Annotated in this window: 14 protein-coding genes and 1 other RNA gene; 5 read left to right on the forward strand and 10 right to left on the reverse strand. The window is 63.1% G+C overall.

The annotated features are described in order from the left end of the window. Positions 1-20: 20 nt before the first annotated feature. The 4 genes from infB to rimP form a co-directional block, all read right to left on the reverse strand. Positions 21-2,729, reverse strand: a complete 2,709-nt coding sequence (gene infB, locus ACLBKR_RS19010) for a translation initiation factor IF-2 (protein ID WP_113424327.1) — start codon at positions 2,727-2,729, stop codon at positions 21-23. Between the two features lie 99 nt (positions 2,730-2,828). Then, positions 2,829-3,521, reverse strand: a complete 693-nt coding sequence (locus ACLBKR_RS19015) for an RNA-binding protein (protein WP_112829949.1) — start codon at positions 3,519-3,521, stop codon at positions 2,829-2,831. Further along, entirely contained in the window at positions 3,518-5,125 is a 1,608-nt protein-coding gene (gene nusA / locus ACLBKR_RS19020; protein ID WP_112829948.1) for a transcription termination factor NusA, read from the reverse strand. Before nusA ends, ACLBKR_RS19015 begins: the two co-directional genes overlap by 4 nt. A 59-nt stretch (positions 5,126-5,184) precedes the next feature. After that, positions 5,185-5,778, reverse strand: a complete 594-nt coding sequence (rimP, locus tag ACLBKR_RS19025; protein ID WP_112829947.1) for a ribosome maturation factor RimP — start codon at positions 5,776-5,778, stop codon at positions 5,185-5,187. Between the two features lie 259 nt (positions 5,779-6,037). Between rimP and ACLBKR_RS19030 the strand changes: the two genes are divergently transcribed. Beyond that, on the forward strand, positions 6,038-7,666 hold the full coding sequence (locus ACLBKR_RS19030; RefSeq protein WP_112829946.1) for an MFS transporter: 1,629 nt from the start codon (positions 6,038-6,040) through the stop codon (positions 7,664-7,666). Positions 7,667-7,676: 10 nt separating this feature from the next. Here ACLBKR_RS19030 and ACLBKR_RS19035 read toward each other — a convergent pair whose 3' ends face one another. Beyond that, a complete protein-coding gene (locus tag ACLBKR_RS19035; RefSeq protein WP_414901834.1) occupies positions 7,677-8,906 on the reverse strand; it encodes a lytic murein transglycosylase in 1,230 nt (409 codons plus the stop codon). Positions 8,907-8,960: 54 nt separating this feature from the next. Next, the gene (gene recR, locus ACLBKR_RS19040) at positions 8,961-9,566 is read right to left on the reverse strand and encodes a recombination mediator RecR (RefSeq protein WP_099056084.1); all 606 of its coding nucleotides are present in this window, start codon (positions 9,564-9,566) and stop codon (positions 8,961-8,963) included. Between the two features lie 56 nt (positions 9,567-9,622). On the opposite strand from recR, the gene ACLBKR_RS19045 reads away from it, so the two are divergent. Further along, complete coding sequence (locus ACLBKR_RS19045) at positions 9,623-10,234, forward strand: MOSC domain-containing protein (protein ID WP_113447099.1); 612 nt, start codon at positions 9,623-9,625, stop codon at positions 10,232-10,234. A 39-nt stretch (positions 10,235-10,273) separates the two neighbouring features. Here the strand turns inward: ACLBKR_RS19045 and ACLBKR_RS19050 are convergent, their stop codons facing one another. Further along, complete coding sequence (locus tag ACLBKR_RS19050) at positions 10,274-10,864, reverse strand: TetR/AcrR family transcriptional regulator (RefSeq protein WP_113447098.1); 591 nt, start codon at positions 10,862-10,864, stop codon at positions 10,274-10,276. Between the two features lie 87 nt (positions 10,865-10,951). Here ACLBKR_RS19050 and ACLBKR_RS19055 point away from each other — a divergent pair, with 87 nt between their 5' ends. Continuing rightward, positions 10,952-11,842: an alpha/beta fold hydrolase gene (locus ACLBKR_RS19055; RefSeq protein ID WP_113447097.1), complete on the forward strand. Its 891-nt coding sequence runs from the start codon at positions 10,952-10,954 to the stop codon at positions 11,840-11,842. A 101-nt stretch (positions 11,843-11,943) separates the two neighbouring features. Here the strand turns inward: ACLBKR_RS19055 and ACLBKR_RS19060 are convergent, their stop codons facing one another. The 3 genes from ACLBKR_RS19060 to ffs all read right to left on the reverse strand — a co-directional run bounded on the left by ACLBKR_RS19060 (position 11,944) and on the right by ffs (position 14,370). Continuing rightward, the gene (locus tag ACLBKR_RS19060; protein ID WP_112829942.1) at positions 11,944-12,267 is read right to left on the reverse strand and encodes a YbaB/EbfC family nucleoid-associated protein; all 324 of its coding nucleotides are present in this window, start codon (positions 12,265-12,267) and stop codon (positions 11,944-11,946) included. Between the two features lie 27 nt (positions 12,268-12,294). After that, positions 12,295-14,181: a DNA polymerase III subunit gamma/tau gene (locus tag ACLBKR_RS19065; protein ID WP_113447096.1), complete on the reverse strand. Its 1,887-nt coding sequence runs from the start codon at positions 14,179-14,181 to the stop codon at positions 12,295-12,297. Positions 14,182-14,273: 92 nt separating this feature from the next. Beyond that, positions 14,274-14,370: signal recognition particle sRNA small type (ffs, locus tag ACLBKR_RS19070), an RNA gene on the reverse strand. A gap of 90 nt (positions 14,371-14,460) precedes the next feature. On the opposite strand from ffs, the gene ACLBKR_RS19075 reads away from it, so the two are divergent. Further along, positions 14,461-14,871, forward strand: coding sequence for an HIT family protein (locus tag ACLBKR_RS19075; RefSeq protein WP_112829940.1), 411 nt, complete (start codon positions 14,461-14,463; stop codon positions 14,869-14,871). After that, complete coding sequence (nudC, locus tag ACLBKR_RS19080) at positions 14,868-15,827, forward strand: NAD(+) diphosphatase (protein WP_113447095.1); 960 nt, start codon at positions 14,868-14,870, stop codon at positions 15,825-15,827. The genes ACLBKR_RS19075 and nudC overlap by 4 nt, the downstream gene beginning before the upstream one ends. Positions 15,828-15,835 lie beyond the last annotated feature (8 nt).

Consider the following 15,835-nt stretch of genomic DNA (forward strand, 5'->3'; position numbering starts at 1 on the left):
CATCGTTCCAGTCTATCCGATCAGAGGGTCCGCGTCACATGCTCGACGCGGAAGCACTCGATCGTGTCGCCGGCGCGGATGTCTTCGTAATTCTCGAAGGCCATGCCGCATTCCTGACCGACCGGCACTTCAGAGACTTCATCCTTGAAGCGCTTGAGCGTCTTGAGCTTGCCTTCGTGGATGACAACGTTGTCGCGGATAAGGCGGACACCGGCACCGCGCTCGACCTTGCCTTCCGTGACGCGGCAGCCTGCGACCTTGCCGACCTTGGTGATGTTGAAGACCTCCAGGATTTCGGCATTGCCGAGGAAGGTCTCGCGCCGTTCCGGCGACAGGAGGCCCGACATCGCCGCCTTAACGTCATCCACCAGGTCGTAGATGATGTTGTAGTAGCGGATCTCGATGCCCTGGCGTTCCGCAAGCGTGCGGGCCTGGGCGTTGGCGCGGACGTTGAAGCCGATGATCGCTGCGTTTGAGGCTTCGGCCAGCGAGATATCCGATTCCGTCACGCCACCCACGGCGGAGTGGACGATACGGGCGCGAACCTCGTCGGTGCCGAGCTTTTCGAGCGCACCGGCAATGGCTTCGATCGAACCCTGCACGTCGCCCTTGATGACCAGCGGGAATTCCTTCACGCCGGACGTCTGCAGCTGGTTCATCATCTGCTCGAGCGAGCCGCGCGAACCGGACTGGCGGGCAGCCGCCTTGTCGCGTGCGAGACGCTGGCGGTACTCCGAAATTTCGCGGGCGCGGGCCTCGTTCTCGACGACGGCGAACTTGTCGCCGGCTGCCGGCGTGCCGGAAAGACCGAGAACCTCGACCGGGGTTGCCGGACCGGCTTCCTTGACGTGATCGCCCTTATCGTTAACGAGGGCGCGAACACGGCCCCACTGGTCGCCGGCGACGATGATCTGGCCGGGCCGGAGCGTACCCTTCTGCACGAGAACGGTTGCAACGGCGCCGCGACCGCGGTCGAGCTCGGCTTCGATGACCGTACCTTCCGCCGTGCGGTTCGGATTGGCCTTGAGGTCGAGGATTTCGGCCTGCAGCAGGATGGCCTCGAGCAGCTTGTCGAGGTTGGTGCCGTTCTTCGCCGAAACCTCGACGTCGAGAACTTCACCGCCCATGGATTCGACGAACACTTCATGCTGCAGCAGTTCGGTGCGAACCTTCTGCGGATTGGCAGTCGGCTTGTCGATCTTGTTGATCGCAACGATGATCGGAACGCCGGCAGCCTTCGCGTGATTGATCGATTCGATCGTCTGCGGCATGACGCTGTCGTCGGCCGCTACCACGAGGATGGCGATGTCGGTGGCCTGCGCGCCACGTGCGCGCATCGCGGTGAATGCAGCGTGGCCGGGCGTGTCGATGAAGGTGATCTTTTGACCGTTCTGTTCGACCTGATAGGCGCCGATATGCTGCGTGATGCCGCCGGCTTCTCCGGCCACGACGTTGGCGTGGCGGATCGCGTCGAGCAGCGAGGTCTTGCCGTGGTCGACGTGACCCATGATCGTCACGACGGGCGGACGCGGCAGCATTTCGCCTTCGTCGTCGGCAACGTTGAAGATGCCTTCCTCGACGTCGGATTCGGAGACGCGCTTCACGGTATGGCCGAATTCCCCGGCGATGAGTTCTGCAAGGTCGGCGTCGATGACGTCGCCCGGCTTCATCATCTGGCCTTCCTTCATCAGGAACTTGATGACGTCGACGGCGCGTTCGGACATGCGCTGCGACAGTTCCTGAATGGTGATGGTCTCGGGCAGAACGACTTCGCGGGAAATCTTCTCGCGCGGCTCCTGCATCTGGCTGCGGCGGAATTTCTCCTGCCGGCGGCGCATGGAGGCGAGCGAACGGCCGCGCGAACCGCCTTCATCGTCATCGCTGACGGTGGTGACGGTCAGCTTGCCGCGGCGGCGGTCTTCCTCGCCCTTGGGGCGAGCCGGAACCTTTGCGGGAGCGGGAACCGCAACCTTGCCACGACCCGGCGCGCCGCGCGGTGCGCCGCGATCATCATCTTCGTCTTCGTCCTTGCGGCTGCGGACAAACGGCGGCTGGGCCGTGGTCGCAGACGGTGCGGGCCGCGCAGGCGCAGGCGCAGCCGGAGCCGCTGCGGCCGGCTGCGGCCGGGCCGGGGCCACCGGTTCAGCAGCGGGTGCCGGCGCCGGAGCGGGTTCTACGAGTTCGGGTGCCGCCGCGCGGCGGGCGGCTTCTTCAGCCTCTGCCTTGCGGCGGGCTTCTTCCTCTGCCTTGCGACGGGCTTCGTCGGCGGCGCGTTGCTTGGCTTCCTCGACCTCGCGGGCCTGCGCTTCCATCAGCGCGCGGCGACGAGCTTCCATTTCGCCGGCGGAAAGATCATGCAAAACGTTGCCGCGCGGACGTTCCTGCGCGCGCGAAGGCTGCTGCTGCGGCTGGGGGCGCGGCGGCTGATGGCTACTCGGCGCGGGCTGGTGAACACGAGGCTGCTGGGATACCGGAGAAGGAGCCGGGCGAGGAGCCTGTGCTGCCGGTGCCGGCGGAGCTTCGGGCGTACGCACGGGCGTGACCACGGGGGCCTGCTTTTCGTCTTCCGGACGGGTCGGGCGGCGCTTGCGCGTTTCGACCACGACGGCCTTGGTTCGACCGCGACCCATATCCTGGCGCACGGTACCCTGAGTCACGCCTGAGGGTTTCAGGGTGAGGGTTTTCTTACCCGATACGCTGAGTGTCTTGTCGTCTTTGTTGTCGGTCATTCCGTTCCGTTCCTTGCACAAGGACGGATGCGGTGCATCAGACCTCGTCGTTCAATTCGTATATTCCGATAAAGCGTCCGGCTAGAGCCGGTGACCGCGTCATTGCTTCGGCATGTCAACGACATCCTTTTTCTGGGACAGGCCGCCTGTGCGGTACTGTTCAAGCAGGTTTGCGCGCTTCACTACACCCTCACCCGCCTGCCCTGCAAGCGCTGCGGCATGGATAAACGCATTCTGGCCCATCAGTTCTTCCAATTCTGCCCCGGAAAGCAGATGGAAAGCGGGAATCTCCGCCTCCGTCCCCGTTCCGAGGTGCCAGGCCTTGCGGGCCTGGTCGATTTTTCTCACTCCGTCGGCGGCGGCATCCGTCGAATGGAACACCGCCAGCGCCTCGCCGGTGCGAACCGCAAGCTCGACCTTGGCGGAGCCAGTGATGAACTGGCCGGCCTTGCGCGCCAGGTTCATCATACCGGCAAGCTGGGCAACCAGCAGCCGGTCGACCGTCTGGCCGAGAGCTGCGTCCGCTTTCACATCCGCCTTGAGGGCGCGGGCGAAAAGCTTCTTCGCCACCGCCTTGTCTATTGCCTCGCGGCTTGCCGTTACCCAGCAGCCGCGTCCCGGCAACTGGTGCTTCAGGTCCGGGACGATCGTGCCGTCCGGGGCCTTGACGAAACGGATGAGCGTGTCGGTAGACCCGCTCTGCCGCGTCACGATGCACATGCGGCCGTTCACGTCGACGCCTTCGAAATCGTCTTCCTCAGGCGGATCGTCCGGCGCGCCGGCATTCGTCATTCGCCCTGTTCCGCGTCTTCGACGACTTCCTCTTCGGCGGCCTCGGCGGCGAGGTCTTCCTCGGTGATCCAGCCTGCGGCAAGGCGTGCCTGAACGACCATGTTCTCGGCTTCGGCGCGCGAAACATCGAACTTGGAGAACAGTCCTTCGAACTTCTTCGTCTCGCCGTCCTTGCGTTCGCTCCAGCCAACGAGATCGTCAGCCGCGCAGCCCGCGAAGTCCTCGATCGTCTTGATGCCGTCCTCGCCAAGGGCGACCATCATCTGCGAAGTCATGCCGTCGATCTGGCGCAGGTCGTCGGAAACGCCGAGTTCCTTGCGCTTGGCGTCCATCTCGGCCTCGATCTTTTCGAGGTATTCGCGAGCGCGCGTCTGGATTTCCCCGGCAGTATCCTCGTCGAAACCGTCGATCGAGGCGATTTCGTCGAGATCGACATAAGCGAGCTCCTCGACCTGGGCGAAGCCTTCCGAGGCGAGCACCTGGCCGACCATCTCGTCGACATCGAGCGCGTCCATGAACAGGTTGGTGCGCTCGTTGAATTCCTTCTGGCGGCGTTCGGATTCTTCCTGCTCCGTCATGATGTCGATGTCCCAGCCGGTAAGCTGCGATGCAAGGCGCACGTTCTGGCCGCGGCGGCCGATGGCCAGCGACAACTGCTCGTCGGGAACCACGACCTCGATGCGTTCGGCGTCCTCGTCGAGAACGACCTTGGAGACTTCCGCCGGCTGCAGGGCGTTGACGATGAAGGACGCCGGATCCTGGCTCCACGGAATAATATCGATCTTCTCGCCCTGCAGTTCGCCGACGACGGCCTGAACGCGGCTGCCGCGCATACCGACGCAGGCGCCGACGGGATCGATCGAGCTATCGTTCGAGATGACGGCGATCTTGGCGCGCGAGCCCGGGTCGCGGGCGACCGACTTGATCTGGATGATGCCGTCGTAGATTTCCGGAACTTCCATGGTGAAGAGCTTCACCATGAACTGCGGATGGGTGCGCGACAGGAAGATCTGCGGACCACGCTGTTCACGACGCACGTCATAGACATAGGCGCGGACGCGGTCGCCGTAGCGGAAAGCTTCGCGCGGGATCATCTCGTCGCGGCGGATAATGCCTTCGCCGCGACCGAGATCGACGATCACATTGCCGTACTCGACGCGCTTGACGGTGCCGTTGACGATCTCGCCGATACGATCCTTGAATTCGTCATACTGGCGGTCGCGCTCGGCCTCGCGTACCTTCTGCACGATGACCTGCTTGGCCGATTGCGCGGCGATGCGGCCGAAATCCATCGGCGGCAGCGGGTCGGCGATGAAGTCGCCAAGCTTGGCGTCGGGGTTGCGGTCGCGGGCGAGCTCGATCGCGATCTGCGTCGAATAATCCTCGACCTTGTCGACCACTTCGAGAAGGCGCTGCAGGCGGATTTCGCCGGTCTTGGAATTGATGTCGGCGCGGATGTTGGTCTCGGTGCCGTAACGCGAGCGGGCAGCCTTCTGGATCGCGTCGGCCATTGCGGCGAGAACGATTTCGCGGTCGATGACCTTCTCGCGGGCGACCGCATCCGCGATCTGCAAGAGCTCGAGCCGGTTAGCACTGACTGCCATTGTCTTAGGTCTCCGTCTTCCTGCCGGGGCGCTTGCCCTCGCGGCGGTTGGTCAAACGTTTATGCGTCGTTGTCTTCTTCGTTCTGGTTCGCGGCCTGCGCCTTGGCGAGCTTGTCTGCCCTCAGCGCATCGCGGATCAAATCGTCGGTCAGGATCAGCTTGGCTTCCGCTAGCGCATTGAACGGCACCGCCACCCGCGGCTGCTCGCCATAGGCGACCTGGTCGCGCTCGATGGTGAAGCCTTCCGCATCGACTTCGGTGATCTTGCCTCGGAAACGCTTGCGATTGTCGATCAGGATCGAGGTCTCGCACTTCAGCAGATGGCCGATCCAGCGCTCGAAGTCCGATCTGCGGACCATCGGGCGATCGATACCTGGTGAGGACACCTCAAGATGATAGGCCTTGTCAACCGGATCCTCGACATCGAGGACCGGCGAAATCGCCATTGAAACCTCTTCGCAGTCCTCGACGGTCATCGTTCCGTCGTTCTTCTCGGCCATGACCTGCAGCGTCAGCCCGTTCTGGTTCATGAGCCTGACGCGAACGAGCTTGTAGCCCATGGCGACGAGCACCGGTTCGATGATCTCGGCGATGCGCCGGTCAAGTCCGGTTTCGATGATAATGCGCGCTTCGCCGGTCGGCGGCGTCGGCATGCTTTCTGACAATCGTCTCACTCCTGGATGGAACCGATCGCCAACAAAAAAGAGCGGGTCCTTGCGGTCCCACTCTTCATCTGTCGATCAAGAACTTGAGCGTTATATACGCTTGCTTAAGCGGGATTGCAAGCTTTTGCCGTCAGGGGCTACAACCCGTTGCATGCTTTGCTCGCCGTTTCGTTTCCGCGGTCTGGCAAGTTTTCAGAAATCACGCTTGGGGTGACCAATAAGTTGCCCGCCCGAAAGAGGTTCATTCGTGCCCGAGCGCAGATCCTTCCTGACCCCGCTGTCGCACACGACCTATCGCAATGTCTGGTTTGCCAGCATCGCCTCCAATCTGGGAGGACTGATCCAGGGTGTTGGTGCCGCCTGGATGATGGCCCTGATTTCCAGCTCGGAAAACATGGTGGCCCTGGTGCAGGCATCCACGACCCTGCCCATCATGCTGTTTTCGCTCGTCTCCGGCGCCATCGCAGACAATTACGACCGCCGCCGTGTCATGTTAACGGCCCAGATCTTCATGTTCTGCGTTTCAGCAGCACTCGCGGCTTTCGCCTACATGGATCTCATAACGCCCTGGCTCCTGCTTGCCTTTACCTTTCTGATCGGCGCCGGCACGGCGCTCAACAATCCGTCCTGGCAGGCCTCCGTGGGCGATATGGTGCCGCGGGACGATCTGCCGGGGGCGGTCGCGCTGAACAGCATGGGGTTCAACATCACCCGTAGCGTCGGCCCCGCCATCGGCGGCATCATCGTGGCTGCAGCCGGCGCCGCCGCCGCCTTCGCCGCCAATACGTTGAGCTATTTTGCCCTCATCTTCGTGCTCTTCCGCTGGCGGCCCGATATTCCAAAGTCCACGCTCCCGCGCGAGGAACTCGGGCGTGCGATCGCGGCAGGCCTTCGTTACGTGGCGATGTCGCCAAATCTCGGAAAGGTCCTGTTTCGCGGTTTCGTCTTCGGCCTGACGGCCGTCGCGATCCTGGCGCTGCTGCCGATCGTCGCCCGCGACCTTGTCGCCGGTGGCCCGCTGACCTATGGCTTGCTGCTCGGCGCCTTTGGGGCAGGCGCCATCGGCGGGGCCTTTTCCAGTGCGAGACTTCGCGAAATCCTGTCGAGCGAGGATATCGTGCGCTGTGCCTTCGCCGGCTTCGCGCTGAGTGCAGCCGTGATCGGTGCCTCCAGCTCGGCCTTGCTGACCGGGCTCGCGCTCCTTCTGGCCGGAGCGTGCTGGGTGCTGGCGCTTTCGCTCTTCAATACGGTCGTGCAGCTCTCGACGCCACGCTGGGTGGTCGGCCGGGCTCTGTCGCTTTACCAGACCGCGACCTTCGGCGGCATGGCGACCGGCAGCTGGATCTGGGGTCTGATGGCGGAAGGGCAAGGGGTCTCCTCCGCCCTTTTCGCCTCCAGCTTCGTCATGATAGCCGGTGTTGCGATCGGCCTCTGGCTGCCCATGCCCGCCTTTGCCTCGCTCGATCTCGATCCGTTGAACCGCTTCAACGAACCGCCTCTCAGCCTCGACATTCGCCCGCGCAGCGGTCCGATCGTCATCAACATCGACTACGAGATCCGTGATGCGGACCTGCGCGAATTCCTGACCCTGATGGTGGAGCGGCGGCGCATCCGCATCCGCGACGGCGCCCGCAACTGGGCGCTGATGCGCGACCTTGAAAATCCGGATATCTGGACGGAGACCTATCACACGCCGACCTGGGTCGATTACGTGCGCCATAACCAGCGACGCACGAAAGCCGATGCGGAAAACAGCGACCGGTTACTGGCACTTCATCGAGGTGAGACGAAACCCCGGGTTCACCGGATGATCGAACGGCAGGCGATCCCGCCGGCCGATGACGTCTTCCACCAGAGCCATATCGAACCGCATTAGGCTGGTGGCGTCAGCGCAGCTTCGTCGTCAGCGAGGCATCGGGGAAGCAGGTCGGCGCCATGCCGGCCTTGGCCTGCCATTCCCCGAGGGAACGCCGGGTCTTGAACCCCGGAAGGCCGTCGACCGTCCCGACGTCGTAGCCCTTCGCCACCAGCGCCTTCTGCATGGCGAGCACGTCCGAGCGCAGCATCTTGCCGACATCGCCGAAGGGTGCCTTGAAGGCCCCGCCGCCATAGGCGATCCGGTCGGCGAGGTTGCCGATGAACAGCGCATAGAGGTCGGAATTGTTATATTCCTTGAGCACGTAGAAATTCGGGCTCACCAGGAATTCCGGCCCGTGGGTGCCGGCCGGCACCAGCATCATGGTCGGCGCGGAAAGTTCGGCCTTCGGGAAATCCTTGCCGGAAATGCGTCTGATCCCTTGAGAGGACCAGTCTGAAAGCGGTTTCGCGCGGTCGGGTCCTTCCTGCGCGCAGGTCACGCCGTTGGGGATCGAGACCTCGAAACCCCAGCTGCGTCCTGTCTGCCATCCGCTTTTCTTAAGATAGTTGGCAATAGAGGCGAGGCTGTCCGGCACGGAATTCCAGATATCGCGATGGCCGTCGCCGTCGAAGTCCACGGCATATTTCAGATAGCTCGTCGGCATGAACTGCGGTTGGCCGAGCGCGCCGGCCCACGAACCCATCATCTTGGATGCCGCGATGTCGCCGCCCTCGACGATATGCAAAGCGGAAATCAGTTCACGGCGGAAAAGATCCTTGCGGGTCGACATGAAGGCCTTGGTCGCCAGCACGTCGACCGCCGGATAGGGAAGTTTGGCGCTGCCGAAGCCCGATTCCCGTCCCCAGATTGCGACGATGATCGAACCGGGCACGCCATAGGCGGCCTCCACCTTGCGAAGCGTTGCCGCATGGCGTTCCGCAAGGCCGCGACCGGTGCCGGCGAGCCCTTGCAGGCGCTTTTCCGAGAAATAGGCGCCCGGCGAGGAAAACTCAGCCTGGCTCTGCTTCTGCTCCTTCGGCGGCGCGGTGCCCGGAGGCACGAGATCCGGCAGATCCCAGTTCAGCGTTATACCGGCAGTCGCCCGATCGAAGGTCTGGCGGGAAATGCCGGCCTTTTGTGCGTCCGGCCAGAGATCGTTCGCCAGCCAGTTACGGAAGAGCTTTTCGACCTCGGCTTTCGACGGCGCGGCGTGAGCGCTCGGCGCGGCGAAGGCAAGGGCGAGTGCCATGACGGCCATGCGCGTGAGGGGGGTAAAGACAGTCATGCCGCGTTTCCCATTTTCGGGCTGATTTCAGATCGCCGTTCTGGCGCGGAGCGCTGCCGAAAGCGTGCCCTCATCGAGATAGTCGAGTTCGCCGCCGACCGGAACGCCATGCGCAAGCCGGGTGATCTTCACGTCAAGCCCGGACAGATGGTCCGTTATATAGTGTGCTGTGGTTTGTCCCTCGACAGTGGCGTTGACCGCGATGATGACCTCGCGGATGCCGCCCTTCGCCACGCGGTCGATCAGTCCCTTGATGTTGAGATCATCAGGGCCGACGCCGTCGAGCGGGGAGAGCGTGCCACCGAGGACATGATAGGCCGCGTTCATCGCGCCCGCCCGTTCCAGTGCCCAGAGGTCGGAGACGTCCTCGACGACGATGATGACCGACTGGTCGCGCCGGTCGTCGGTACACACCGTGCAGGGATCGCTGGTATCGACATTGCCGCAATGGGAGCAGATTTTCACCTTGTCGTAGGCGTCGCCGAGCGCATGCGCCAGCGGCCCCATCAACTGATCCTTCTTCTTGATGAGATGCAGGGCCGCTCGCCTGGCCGAACGGGGCCCAAGCCCCGGCACTTTCGCCAGAAGTTGGATGAGTTTTTCGATTTCAGGGCCTGTGACTCGCTTTGCCATGCTGCGTTTCTATCTCATAACCTTTGTCAACGGAATCGCCGAAAGGACCGATGTGAATGAAAGTCCTTGCCGTCTGCCGCGGCGCCGCGGAAACGCTCGCCGGACTGAAGTACAAGAGTGGGATCAACAAGACGCCGGTGGGCGGCCCTGTGATGGTCGATGCGCAAGGCATCGTCGGTGACCGCATCTGCAATCGCCGGCACCATGGCGGTATCGATCAGGCCATCTATATCGAGGGATCGCTGACGCTCGACTGGTGGGCGGAGGAATTGGGGCGACCCTTGCCGGCGGGAACGTTCGGCGAAAATCTGGTTATCGAAGGTCTCGACAACCGGAATGTCTCTGTCGGCGATCGTTTTCTTGCCGGCGATATTGTGCTTGAGGTGACGGCGCCGCGCATCCCCTGCGCCACCTTCGCAGCGAAGATAGGCGATCCTGCCTTCGCCCGGCGTTACGCCCTTGCTGCGCGACCGGGTATTTATTGCCGCGTGATAACGGGCGGCCTGCTGGCGGCCGGCGAATTGGTCGCGTTCCAACCCTATGGCGGCTCGCGTATCTTCCTGTCCGAAGCAGTGTCCGCAATCGGCAATCGCCGGGATCAGGCAATGCGAACCCGATTGTTCGACACCCCGCTCGCTCATCGTTTCAGGGCCATGCTGGAGCGATGAAACCGCCGCCCCCGCGGCAGGAAACAGGCGCCGAATGCGTCATCGGGTCTCTGCCGTCGACGTCCTGGCGGCATTTCGCACGAGGGTTCGCGCCGCTTCGCCGGCCACCTCCATATAGCTTGGGTCGCGGTGCAGCATCACGACGGAAAAGGCGCCGTCCAGGAGAAGCATGATCTGGCGCGCCAGCGGCAGAGCTTCGCCGATACCGGCAGCCGTCAGCCGTTCCGCCATCCATCGTTCGAACTTCTTCTTGTGGGCTGCCCCGACCTTCAGCGCCGGATGGCCGGGCAGGTTGGCAAGCTCCGCGGATGTTCTGAGGAAGCCGCATCCCTTCCAGTCAGCCCGGCGGGCCGCCTTCGCGAGCGTGCCGAAGATTGCGGCCACCCGGTCGCCGGTATCTCCTTCAGCGGCTTCGAACCATCGCCGGTAACTTTCAAGATTGGGCTGGTCCCTCGATGCCAGATAGGCCGCGATCAATTCGTCCTTGCTCTGGAAGTGATAATAGAGGGAGCGTTTCGTGATGCCCGCCTCTTCGGCCACGGCATCGACGCTCACCGCACGGATCCCTTCCCGGTAGAAGAGGCGGTTGGCCGCCGCCACGATACGCTCGCGTGTCGATTGGTTTTCCATGCCGCAAAAGTATACCGACGAGTGAGTATACTCAAGCGGCCATTCCGATAGTCTTCCAAGGGAATGGAACACGGGAGGGAGCCGGAAATGGAGGAAAAGCGGATCTCGTTTACTGCTGCGGACGGCACGCCATTGCATGGATACTGGTGGGCGCCGCGGGGGCGAAGAGCGAAGGGCGTCGTCGTCGTCAATCCGGCGACGGGGGTCGCCGCGCGATATTATCATCGCTACGCCGCCTTTCTGGCCGGCCACAGTTTCGCGGTTCTGACCTACGACTACCGCGGCATCGGATTGTCGAGACCTCTCCGGCTTGCGGGCTCAGGCCACACCTGGACGCAATGGGGTGAACTGGATTTCGCCGCCGCCTTGGAGCGGGCGGTCTTTCTCGAACCGGCTCTGCCCGTGATGGTGGTCGGTCACAGCATCGGCGGCTTTCTGCCGGGTTATGCCGAAAACGCCGGCCTTGTCTCCCGAATGCTGACGGTCGGCGCCCAGTACGGTTATTGGGGAGATTATGAGCGCAAGGCCCGGCCGCGCCTCTTTCTGAAATGGCATGTGGCGATGCCGGCTCTAACGACTGTCTTCGGCTATTTCCCGGGCCGCCGCCTCGGCTGGCTGGAGGATCTGCCGGCGGGCGTCGCCTATGAATGGGCTTTCCGCGCGGCGCGTGTCGAGAAGGGACTGGACCCGCAAGATGCCCTGCATCTGAAGCAGCGTTTCGGCGCTATCACCGCACCGGTTCTGGCGATCGGCTGCAGCGACGATCCTCTGGCAACCCGGCAGGCGATCCGCCGGGCGCTTTCCTATTACGCCGGGGCGCGGTGCACCAAGGTCATGCTCGAGCCTGCGGACCTTGCCTGTGAAAGGATCGGCCATTTCGATCTATTTCACGACCGCCATGCGGCCGGCTTCTGGCTGGATACGCTTCTTTGGCTGAGAGATGGGATCAATCCCTGGCCGTCGAAGTGTTTCGAATAAGCGCTCTCAGCCAAGATGCACGGCGGGCCTACATTCGAAATCGCGTCAAGCGGTGAAGCGACGCGGCAAGGCCAATCCCCGGTCCCGGCGAAAATCCAGCCTCAGAACGGCAGCTTCATGCCGGGCGGGATCGGCAGGCCGGCGGTCATTTCCTTGGTCTTTTCCGCCATCACGGCTTCGGCCTTGTCCTTGGCGTCTTTGTGGGCGGCAACGATCAGGTCTTCGAGGATTTCGACGTCGTCTTCCTTGAACAGCGACGGATCGATCTTGACACCCCGCAGGTCGCCCTTGCCGGTCAGCGTAAGGGTCACGAGGCCGCCGCCGGACTTGCCTTCGACTTCGAGTGCGGCGATTTCCGCCTGCATCTTCTCCATCTTGGCCTGCATCTCCTTGACCTTGCCCATCATGCCCATGATGTCGCGCATGTCGAAATCTCCCTTTTCGGACTATGTCTAGAATTCGATATCGTCGCCGGGAAGGATATCGCCTTCGGCAGACTCCGCCGCTGCCGGCAGCGCCACGTCTTCGCTGTCGGCCTCATCGTCGAGACTCTTGATGACGACGTTACGGATCTTGGCTCCGGGAAACATCGCCATGATTGCCGCCACGTCGGGATCGGCCTCGGCGCTCGCAAACCGGGCCTTCTTCTCGTTGGCCTCGCTTTCGGTCAGCGTCGGCTGGCCGGGCTCGCGGCTCAGGATGACCATCCAGCGGATTTCGGTCCATTCCTCGAGCCGCCGCTGCAGGTCGCCGACCAGCGACTTCGGGGCTTCTTCCGGCAGATTGATCTCGATCCGTCCGGGTTCAAGCCGCACCAGCCGGACATAGGCGCGGATAAGCGCCTTGAGTTTCGGGTCGCGGTTCTTCGAGCAAAGATCGGCAAGATCTTCCAGCGAATTGACCGGCACCTTCGGCACAGGCGCTGCTTCGGCCGGTCGGGTCTCGACGCGAGCCATGCTCTGGGGGGCGTTCTCCGGAACAGGGACGCTCTGCAGCCGGGCCGTGGGTTGCGGCGGCATGCTGCGTGCCGTGGCGTCTATGCTCTGCTGGCCGACGGCTGCAGTGCGGTAGGCCATCGAAGCTCCGCCTCCGCCATTGCCGCCGCGCGGCGAAGCACCGCCCGGGGCCGCACCTTCTCCCCCCTCGGAAAGCTCCAGCAGGCGGCGGGCGGCATCTTCGGGTGACGGCAGGTGGGCCGCATGGGCAAGCCGGATAATGACCATCTCGGCGGCACCCGCTGGCCGCGACGAATTTTCGGCTTCCGGAATGCCCTTGAGCAGCATCTGCCACATGCGCGACAGCGTGGTGACCGCAATGCTTTCGGCAAGGCGTGCACCGCGCACCCGTTCCACCTCGCTGAGCGAAGGATCTTCGGCGGCGGAAGGGATGTATTTCAGTCGGGTCACCAGATGGGTGAAATCGGCAAGGTCCGTCAACACCACGGTCGGGTTTGCGCCCGCCTCGTACTGGCTGCCGAACTCTGCGAGTGCCGCTGCTACGTCGCCACGCACGATATGGTCGAAGAGGTCGACGATACGCGCCCGGTCCGCAAGGCCCAGCATGGCGCGCACGGCATCTGCCTGCACCACACCGCCGCCATGGGCAATCGCCTGGTCGAGCAGGGACAGGCCGTCGCGGGCCGAACCCTCGGCCGCGCGCGCGATCATCGCCAGAGCTTCGTTCTCGGCGCTGATGCCTTCCTTGGCCGCGATGGTGGAAAACAGCCCGACAAGATCCCCGGCGCTGATCCGGCGCAGATCGAAACGCTGGCAGCGGGAAAGAACCGTGATCGGCACCTTGCGGATTTCGGTGGTGGCGAAGATGAACTTCACATGCTCGGGCGGCTCTTCCAGTGTCTTCAGGAGGCCGTTGAAAGCCGCCGTCGACAGCATATGCACTTCGTCGATGATATAGACCTTGTAACGCGCCGAGACGGGGCGGTAACGCACCTGCTCGATGATCTCGCGGATGTCGTCGATACCGGTATGGGAAGCGGCATCCATCTCGATCACATCGACATGCCGGCCTTCCATGATCGCCTGGCAATGTTCGCCGGGGATCTTCAGGTCGATCGTCGGCTTGTCGATTTCGGCGGTCTTGTAATTGAGTGCGCGAGCGAGAATGCGCGCCGTCGTCGTCTTGCCGACCCCGCGAACGCCGGTCAGCATGTAGGCCTGCGCGATGCGGCCGGTCTCGAAGGCGTTGGTCAGCGTGCGGACCATCGGCTCCTGGCCGACCATCAGGTCCGTGAAATCCTTGGGGCGATACTTGCGGGCAAGAACGCGATACCCGGTTGCGGTACCGTCGGCATTCGATGCTTTAGGCTCGAACTCGCTCATCGCCCCTGCCAGCGTCTCTCGAAGACCCGATGCCCGGGCATGAATAAACCGCTTGTTTGCCAGCCAAACGAAACGGCCAAATGAAACGGAAGGTGGGAGGCTGGCACGATGACCCGTGCCGCGCTCGTTAGGGCTGCTTCCTTCCGGACCTGACCCGGTTGGCGAGTGGCTCGTCCACCACCAACCTCCCGGCTGCACATATCGGCAATTACGCAAGCAAATGCAAGCCAAGCCCGCAAAAAACTGTTATGAATAGGAAAAACGACGGGAGAGACGCCTTTGGAACCATTCACACTGGATGAGAGGCTGGCGCGCGACAGTTCGCTGGTCACCAGGCTTGGCCTTTGCGAACTGCGCCTGATCGAGGACAGGCGCTGGCCCTGGCTGGTTCTCGTGCCCCAGCGGCCCGGGATTTCCGAGGTTTTTGAACTGACGCCGCTCGATCAGGCCGTGCTCACTTTCGAGCAGAATCTGGTCGCTTCCGGCCTGAAGACGCTGACCCATGCCCACAAGATCAATGTTGCCGCCATCGGCAACGTCGTCCGCCAGTTGCATGTCCATGTGGTCGCCCGCTTCGAGAACGATCCCAACTGGCCCGGGCCTGTATGGGGTCACGGCGCGGCCGAGGCCTATACCGACGATGAACGCCGCGAGATCAAGAAGAAGCTGTTAGAAGCCATTCACTCATGAAGAATTCGATTTTTCTGAACCGTGCTCCCCACCTAGAACCCAGTGAATTGACGGCCTTTTCCAGAAACGGCCTGGATCGCCGCGCCGAGCATCGCGACGAGACTTCGCTTTCCTCCGCGCTTGCCGTGGAAGGGGCCCATATCCTTGCCTTCAGCGATGCCAAGCTGGTGCTGAAGCATGACGGGCAGGTGCTCGACCCACTGTTTGCGCCTTATGAGCTGTCCGAGCTCGATCCTGATTTCGAACGGGCCGTATTGCTCGGCTTCCAGCCCAATGGCGAGCCGCGCCTTGCGGTGCCGGTCGCCCGCAGCGCCGATGAGTTGGCGACCCGTTACAAGCCGGCGGACGCCCGCGCGCTGTTTCGCGACCAGCTCATCCGCGAGGAACTGCTTGGCGAGGCGGCCCAGGCGCTGAGCCTCATACGCTGGAACGCCGACAATCGCTTCTGCGGACGGTGCGGCGAGGAAATGGAAAGCCGCATCGGCGGCTACAAGCGCGTGTGCCCTGCATGCGGGCACGAGATCTTTCCCCGCACCGATCCTGTGGCGATCATGCTGGCGGTGGATGAGAAGCGCGACCGCTGCCTGCTTGGCCGCAATCATCGCTTTCCGGAGGGAATGTACTCCTGCCTTGCAGGCTTCGTGGAGCCCGGCGAAACCGTCGAGAACGCGGTGCGCCGGGAGACGAAGGAGGAATCCGGCATCTCGATCGGCCGTGTCCGCTACCATGCCTCCCAGCCTTGGCCGATGCCGCACCAGCTCATGATCGGCTGCTACGCCGAAGCGGTCACCTTCGATGTGGAACGCGACGAAGGCGAACTGGCGGATTGCCGTTGGTTCGATCGCAGCGAGGTCGCCGCCATCATCGAGAAGGGCCACGCGGAGGGTGTCAGCCTGCCGGTCGAAGGCACCATCGCGCGCCGGCTGATCGTCGACTGGCTGGAATGGAAGCACTGAGCGGGAGG

Origin of the sequence: Paenirhizobium cremeum (assembly GCF_047553425.1) — a bacterium.
GTDB classification, from domain to species: Bacteria; Pseudomonadota; Alphaproteobacteria; order Rhizobiales; family Rhizobiaceae; genus Allorhizobium; species Allorhizobium cremeum.